This window comes from Sphaerobacter sp. (genome assembly GCF_019683595.1).
Taxonomy (GTDB): domain Bacteria; phylum Chloroflexota; class Chloroflexia; order Thermomicrobiales; family Thermomicrobiaceae; genus Sphaerobacter.
Genome location: NZ_JADGHZ010000201.1, coordinates 1 through 5,783, shown reverse-complemented (window position 1 = coordinate 5,783; position 5,783 = coordinate 1). Strand labels below are relative to the sequence as shown.

Annotated in this window: 5 protein-coding genes; 2 read left to right on the top strand and 3 right to left on the bottom strand. The window is 69.1% G+C overall.

Annotated features, from left to right (window positions below; translation table 11 throughout):
• A partial coding sequence (locus tag IRZ30_RS15015) for an alpha/beta fold hydrolase (protein WP_294086301.1) occupies nt 1-532 on the top strand: 532 nt, incomplete at its 5' end.
• Nucleotides 533-536: 4 nt separating this feature from the next.
• Entirely contained in the window at nt 537-1,577 is a 1,041-nt protein-coding gene (locus tag IRZ30_RS15010) for an NAD(+)/NADH kinase (protein ID WP_294086299.1), read from the top strand.
• 758 nt (nt 1,578-2,335) lie between these two features.
• Here IRZ30_RS15010 and IRZ30_RS15005 read toward each other — a convergent pair.
• The 3 genes from IRZ30_RS15005 to IRZ30_RS14995 form a co-directional block, all read right to left on the bottom strand.
• Entirely contained in the window at nt 2,336-3,229 is an 894-nt protein-coding gene (locus IRZ30_RS15005; protein ID WP_294086297.1) for an ABC transporter permease, read from the bottom strand.
• Nucleotides 3,230-3,274: 45 nt separating this feature from the next.
• Nucleotides 3,275-4,219 carry an ABC transporter permease gene (locus IRZ30_RS15000; RefSeq protein ID WP_294086295.1) on the bottom strand — a complete coding sequence of 315 codons (945 nt, stop codon included), beginning with the start codon at nt 4,217-4,219 and terminating at the stop codon, nt 3,275-3,277.
• A gap of 20 nt (nt 4,220-4,239) precedes the next feature.
• The coding region (locus tag IRZ30_RS14995; RefSeq protein ID WP_294086293.1) for an ABC transporter substrate-binding protein at nt 4,240-5,783 on the bottom strand (1,544 nt) is incomplete at its 5' end.

The window sequence follows — 5,783 nt, the reverse complement described above, 5'->3', positions numbered from 1 at the left end:
GGCGCCCCCCGTGGGCGGCCACTCGTGGGGGGGGGCCCGGCCCTGGGCCGCCCCCACCGCCAACCCGGGGCGCGTCGCCTCCCTGACCCTGATCGCCAGCGCCGGGCTTGGTCCCGAGATCAATGGGGACTTCATCGAGGGCTTCATCGCCGCCGGGTCGCGCCGGCAGATGACCCCCGTGCTCACCATGCTCTTCGCGGACCAATCGCTCGTCACCCGCCAGTTCGTGGAGGACACGCTGCGTTCCAAGCGGATCGACGGCGTGGACCAGGCCCTGCGCACGCTAGCGGACCGGCTCTTCCCCGGCGGGCGGCAGGCGATCGTGCTCGCTCCAACCCTGGCCGGCCTCAACGTCCCGGTGCTCGGCATCTGGGGCAAGGAGGACCAGATCCTTCCGGTTGACCACGCCAGCGCGCTGCCGTCCCACGCCCGGGTGGAGATCATCGAGGGCAAGGGGCACTCGGTTCAGATGGAAGCCGCGGGCGAGGTCACACGGATGATCGACCGCTTCCTCGCTGAGGTGGATGCCTGACGCCATGCCGGTGACTGTTGGCGTCATTGCGAACCCTGCCTCCGGCCGGGACATCCGGCGCCTCGTCAGCGGCGCGTCGGTCTTCGACAACGCCGAGAAGGGGCGCATGATCTACCGCCTCCTCGTGGGGCTGGGCGCAGCGGGCGTCGAGCGCGTGCTGCTCATGCCGGCCACGGCGGGCGTGGGCGACAGCCTGGAGCGCAACCTCCGCGCACACCGGACCGACCCCACGCCGCCCCGCCTCCCGGATCTGGAGGTTCTCGACCTGCCGCTGCAGGACGGGCCGGAGGACAGTGCCGCGGCGACCGAGATGATGGTCGCCGCGGGCGTCTCCGCCATCGTCGTCCTCGGGGGAGACGGCACGCACCGGATCGTCGCCGGACACTGCGGCGACACACCCCTCTGTGCCCTCTCCACCGGCACCAACAACGCCTTCCCCCAGGTGCGCGAGGCGACCATCGCCGGGCTGGCGACCGGCTTCTACGCCACCGGCCAGGTGCCGCCCGACCTCGCCCTGCGGCAGGAAACCCTCCTCACGGTGCGGGTCGACGGCGCGACGCCGCGCGAGGAGCTGGCATTGGTGGATGTCGCGCTCAGCACCGACCCCTGGATCGGCACCCGCGCGCTCTGGCGGGCCGAGACGATCTCCGAGATCATCGTCGCCTTCGCCCAGCCCGGCGCGGTCGGGCTCTCGGGCACCGCCGCCCTGGTCGACCCGCTGCCACGCGGATCTGGGGAGGCGCTCTACCTCCGCCTGACCGATCCGGCGACGGCACCGCTCGTGATCCACGCCCCGCTCGCGCCCGGCCTCATCGCCCCGGTCGGGGTCGTGGAATGGCGGCGGATCGCCCCCGGCGAAGCGGTGTCTCTGGAGGGCTGTCTCGGCTGCCTGGCTCTCGACGGAGAGCGGGAGATCGAGCTGACACCCGCCGACCGCGCCACCGTGCACCTGCGCCGCGACGGCCCTCGCACCATCGACATCGACGCCATCATGACCCACGCCGCCTACCACGGCTTCCTCCGCGCCGTCGCCGCGGGGAGGTAGCCGGGGCGGGGGCGTCTCTGGGAGCGGCCCTCACCCCCGGCCCCTCTCCCAACTTTGGGAGAGGGGAGTTGCGATCTGGGTGGGGTGAGGCGACCTCGGTCGTGGCTGCGCGGGAGGTGCGGGTCACGGAGCGGCCGCGGCGCTGTGGCGAGCGGGTCCGGCGCCGCGGTCCGTGCCCGGGGCTCAAGCCCCGGGCTGACAAGGAAAAGCCGGCTGAAACCGGCTCTTTGGAGTGCGGCGGCCTGAACCGCCGCTTTGGTATGGCGCGGCATCAGCCGCGCCGGTGTTGGTACCGCACCGCCGTCGGAACGTGGGATGGGCGGCGTGAGGATCCTGCGCCGCGGCCCGTGCCCGGGGTGGGCGGCGTGAAAGATCCCACGCCGTGGCGCGTGCCCGGGGCTCAAGCCCCGGGCTGAATAAGAAAAGCCCACTGAAGGGGCTGTGGACGCTGGGTCCGGCTGGGTGCCGAAGCGGACACGCCGGGATGTTGCCATCGCAGCCCCTTTAGTGGGCTTACCCACTATTCAGCCCGGGGCTTGAGCCCCGGGCACGGGCTGGGCGGTGAACACCGTATTGCCGGAACCTGAGCCTGATACCTCCAGCCGGCTTGAGCCGGCTTCCCTTGTCAGCCCGGGGCTTGAGCCCCGGGCACGCGCCGCGGCGTAGGATCCTTTGCATCACCCGTCCCGCGTACCGGGCTCGCGCAATGTGCCCCGATCCGACGGGGTACGAACCGGGCACCCCCGTACTCCACCCCCTCACGCCCTCCGGCGGAGGCGGGGGTCGAGGAGGTCGCGGAGGCCGTCGCCCATGAGGTTGAGGCTGAGCACGGTCACAGTCAGGGCGATGCCGGGCAGGATCATCATCCAGGGCGCCTCGCGGATGAACGGGCGCGCCTCGCTCAGGATCGTGCCCCAGCTCGGGTAGATCGGCGGCGGTCCGACGCCGAGGAAGCTCAACGTCGCCTCGCCCAGCACCCCTTCGGCGAAGACGAAGGTGCCCTGGACGATGATCGGGGACCAGGAGCTCGGCAGGATGTGCCGGCCGAGTAGGCGCCAGTCGCGTACCCCGATCGCGCGGGCCGCCTCAATGAACGCCTGCTCGCGGACGCTCAGCACCACGCTGCGCACCAGGCGGGCGACCCGTGGGATGTAGACGACGCCCAGCGCGAGGATCACGTTGGCGATGCTCTGGCCGGTCGCGGCGACGATCCCGATTGCCAGGATGATGCCGGGGAAGGCCATGACGGCGTCCATCAGGCGCATCAGCGGCGCGTCCAGGCGGCGGTAGTACCCGGCCAGCAGGCCGAAGATGATCCCCCCAAGCAGCGCGGCGAGGCTCACGCCGAAGCCGACGCCGAGCGAGATGCGGGTGCCGTGCACCGTCCGGCTGAAGAGGTCGCGTCCAAAGTTGTCGGTGCCGAAGCGGTGGGCGGCGCTCGGCCCGGCCAGCCGCTCGGCCGGATTCAGTGCGGTCGGGTCCTGTCCCGCGATCTGGTTGGCGAAGATGGCGACGAGCACGATGAGCAGCACCAGCATCGAGCCGAGCACGCCGCCGGGGTGCCGCCGCACGTAGTGCCCGACGCGCTTGCCGAATGACGGCTCGGGTCGGATCTGGTCCGCGAGCGCTCGCGGTCGTTCAACGACCGTCATCGTTGCCTCACCCTCACGCTCCCCCGATGTCCTGCACGGCTCCCCTTAGCTGTAGTGGATTCGCGGGTCCAGGAAGACATAGATCAGGTCCACGATCAGGTTGATGATGACGTAGAGCAGGGCGACGATCAGGACGATCCCCTGGATCAGGGGGAAGTCCCGCCGGTTAACGGCGCGGATCAGCAACTGCCCAGCGCCCGGGATGCCGAACACCTGCTCGGTCACCACCGCCCCGCTGATCAGGACGGCGAACGTGAGGCCGATCACCGTCACCAGCGGGATGAAGGCGTTGCGGAGCGCATGGCGCAGGATGACCCGGCGCTCGCTGACGCCCTTGGCCCGCGCCGTCCGCACGTAGTCCTCGTGCAGCACCTCGAGCATCATCGAGCGGGTCATCCGGGCCAGCAGCGCCCCCTGGGCCGCGCCGAGTGTCAGCGCCGGCATGATCAGGTAGCGCAGGCTCGTCCAGAGCCCTTCCGAAAGGGGCTGATAGCCCTGGACCGGCAGCCAGCGCAGCTTGACGCCGAAGATGAAGATCAGGTTGAGCCCGAGCCAGAAGGTCGGCATCGAGATGCCGACCATGGCCACGAGCATCGCCCCGATATCGATCGTCGAGCCGCGCCGGACTGCCGAGATCACGCCGAACGGGAGCCCGACGCAGATCGCCACGAGCGACGCGAGGAAGGTCAACAGCAGGGTCGGTTGCGCACGCTCGGCGATCGCCTCCGTGACCGGCTTGTCGAGGAAGATGCTCTCACCCAGATCACCGTGCGCCAGGTTCCGGAACCAGTTCAGCAACTGGACATGCACCGGGTCGTTGAGCCCCAGCGCCTCCCGCATCTGGTCGATCTGCTCGACCGTGGCGTCCGGGCCGAGGAGCACGGAGACCGGGTCGCCCGGGGTCATGTGCAGCAGCAGGAAGGTCGTCACCGCTACCAGCAGCATGACCGGGATCGCGAGCAACAGGCGCCGGATGATGTAGCGCGTCATGGCTCCCGCTCAGTCCTGGTCTATTCCTCGAACCACGCGTTGAAGAAGTTCCAGTCGGTTGGGTTGTTGTAGCCCTTCAACCGGGTGCGATAGCCGCGCAGCGTCGCTCCCTCGCAGACCTTGATCATGCAGGCTTCCGACCACCACAGCTCCTGCAGCTCGGCGATGTACTCCAGTTGCTTGGCGGGGTCGGTCTCCTCGATGATGGCGGTCATCAGCTCGTCCTTGCGGGAGTTCACCCACCAGCCCGGCCAGGTCTCCGGCAGGAAGACCTGGAGGATCGGGTGGTTGTAGCTCGGGTGGCCGGTGATGAAGATGTCCCAGGCGTCCTTCTGGCTGCGCTGGCTAACCAGCGTGGCCCAGTCCATCACCTGGAAGTCGATGACGGCGCCGGCCTTCTCCATCTGGTCCTTCATGACGAGGCCCATGTTGTAGTTGTAGGAGTACTCTTTGGTGGCGATCCAGCGGATCGGTGTGCCGTCGTAGCCGGCGGCCTGGAGCATCTCCCGTGCCTTGTCGGGATCCTTCAGGTCGTAGTACTGCTTGCCGGCGTCGGTGTACCAGGCCGACTCGGGCGCGCTGATCTCCGGCCCCAGCCGCCAGAACCGCTCATCCCCGAACCCGGCGCGCGCCACCGGCTCCATGTCGATCGCCGTCAGCAGCGCCATCCGCAGGTCGCGGTTGGACATCATGCTCTCTTCAGACTTGTTGAAGTGCGCGCCGTAGAAGTAGTAGGGCAGCGTGATCTGCAGCTCGACCGACGGCTCGGCCTCGAGCGCTTCGAAGTTGTCCTTGCTGAGGTCCTCGGCGAAGTCGAACTCGTCGGTGATCAGGCCGTCGGAACGCACCGCCTGCTCCGACACGGGGATGAAGCGGATCTCGTCGAAGTAGGCCGTCTTGCCGCCCGCAAAGTTGTTCGGCGGCTCGTCCCGCTTGGCGTAGTCCTCGAAGCGCACCAGGCTGATGTAGCGATCGGGCAGGCGCTCCTTCAACATGAACGGCCCGGTGCCGATGAACTCGCCCATCTCGCCGTCCGGTGCGGCATCGGCGATCGACTTGGGGATGATGATCGCGTCGGGCATCTGGAGGAACACGGGCGCGATGCCGGTCGGCGCGTTGAAGGCCAGGCGGACGGTGTAGTCGTCGATCTTGTCCAGCCCCTCGACGCGCGCGAACAACGTCTTGCCACGGCCCGACAGCTTGGCGTAGCGCTCCAGCGAGGCAATGACGTCGTCGGCCTTCATCTCCTCGCCGTTGTGGAACTTGACCCCCTGGCGGAGGTTGAGGACGAAGACCTTGCCCTCCTCCTGGATGTCGGCGCTCTCCAGCAGCATCGGCTGCGGCGAGAACTGGTTGTCCTGCGCCCAGAGGGTTTCGAAGACGTGAGCCGTCGTGTTCTGCGTGATGGTTGCGGTGGTGAAGGTCGGGTCGAACGCAGGCGGCTCGCCGATGATCGCGACCCGGAGCGTTCCGCCTGGTTTCCCGGCACCGGCGGCCGGCGACCCCGATGCGGCGGGCGTCTGCGCGGCGCCGCCGCTATCGCCACCGCTGCTATCCCCACCAC